The organism is Rhodopseudomonas sp. B29, assembly GCF_000333455.1.
Taxonomy (GTDB): domain Bacteria; phylum Pseudomonadota; class Alphaproteobacteria; order Rhizobiales; family Xanthobacteraceae; genus Rhodopseudomonas.
In genome coordinates this window covers 1-1,730 of the sequence record NZ_BADD01000423.1, presented here as the reverse complement: position 1 = coordinate 1,730, position 1,730 = coordinate 1, and the positions used below count along the sequence as shown (strand labels likewise).

General features: G+C 66.5%; 2 protein-coding genes. Both read right to left on the bottom strand.

The features are described from left to right. On the bottom strand, positions 1–564 hold a 564-nt coding region (locus tag I5M_RS15105; protein ID WP_040771726.1), incomplete at its 3' end, for an IS110 family transposase. A gap of 251 nt (positions 565–815) precedes the next feature. Next, a partial coding sequence (gene pyk, locus I5M_RS15100) for a pyruvate kinase (RefSeq protein ID WP_022722158.1) occupies positions 816–1,730 on the bottom strand: 915 nt, incomplete at its 5' end.

The window sequence follows — 1,730 nt, the reverse complement described above, 5'->3', positions numbered from 1 at the left end:
CCGCGCGTAGTCTTGCCCCTGCGCCGCGAACAGCTCGCGCGCCAGCTCGGGCACCGTCTCGTCCTGCGCGATCCGCGCCAGCAACGGTTCGATCTTGTGAAGCCCGCACGGCGCGATCAGCCCGAACTCCGCCGCGTAGCCGCGGATCGCGTTGCTCAGCTGGGTGCGCCGCGCGATCAACTGTTGGCGCACGCCGAGCAGCATCAATCCGGCCTGCTGTTCGGCGGTCTTCACCGGCACAAACTCCATCCGCGGCCGGCTCATCGCCTCGCACAGGCCCTCAGCATCGCGCCCATCGTTCTTGTTACGGCTGACGTAGGGTTTGACGTGTTGCGGCGCGAGTAGCTTCACCGTATGGCCGAGCCCGCTGAGGGTCCGCGCCAGATGATGCGATGCACCGCAGGCCTCGATCCCGATCGCTGTTGGCGGCAAACCTGCGAAAAACGCCAGCATCTGACTGCGCCGCAGCTTCTTGCGCAGTACCACGCGCTCGTCGGCGCCGACCCCGTGCAGCTGAAAGAAATGCTTCGACGTATCCATCCCAATGCGGATAATCTCGTTCACGGACGGCTCCCTCGTTTGAAGTTTGCAACAACCTCAATCTGGCACAATGCGATGCCGTCGGGGGCCGTCCACCCCATCACCCCTGTGCTTGAGGTGAAGCACAGCAGCGAGGATGGTCGGAAATAATCAGTACTGGGGTTATGGATTCCGGGCTCGCGCTCCGCGCGCCCCGGAATGACGAACGTTGAGGGTGTAGGTGGAGCTCCGAGGGCCGCTTGGACTAAGCCCTCATCCTCACATCCCCACGCCCCTCACATCTCCGTATCGTTCGGCCCCACATACGCGATCCGCACCATGTTAGTCGCGCCGGGCGTCCCCAGCGGGACGCCGGCGACGATGATGATGCGCTGGCCGGATTTGGCGAAGCCGTCGCGGAAGGCGATGCGGCCGGCGCGGTCGACCATGTCGTCCTGATCGCGGGCGTCTTCGGCGACGACGCAGTGCACGCCCCACACCGCCGATAATTTGCGAGCGGTATGAACGCTCGGCGTGATCGCCACCACCGGCACTTTCGGCCGCTCGCGCGCGACGCGCAACGCCGTAGAGCCGGACGATGTCCAGCAGATGATCGCCGACAGGTCGAGCGTCTCGGCGATCTGCCGCGCCGCGCCGGCGATGGCGTCGCCCGCGGTGGCTTCCGGCTCCGGCCGCTGCGCCGTCAGCACGCCGCGATACAACGGATCGCGTTCGACCTCTTCGCCGATGCGGTTCATCGTCGACACCGCTTCGACCGGATACTTGCCCGCAGCCGACTCGGCCGACAGCATGATGGCGTCGGCGCCTTCGTACACCGCGGTGGCGACATCGGAGACTTCGGCGCGGGTCGGCACCGGGCTGGAGATCATCGATTCCAGCATCTGCGTCGCGACCACCACCGGCTTGCCGGCGCGTCGCGCCATCCGGGTCATTTGTTTCTGCAGCGACGGCACGCGCTCGAGCGGCAGCTCGACGCCGAGGTCGCCGCGCGCCACCATCAGGGCGTCGGAAACGTCGAGAATGTCCGCCAGCCGCTCGATCGCTTGCGGCTTCTCGATCTTGCTCATTACGGCGGCGCGGCCGCGGATCATGCGCTTGGCTTCGACGACGTCGTCGGCGCGCTGCACGAAGCTCAGCGCCACCCAATCGATGCCGGTCTCGCAAGCGGCTTCGAGGTCGGCACGATCCTG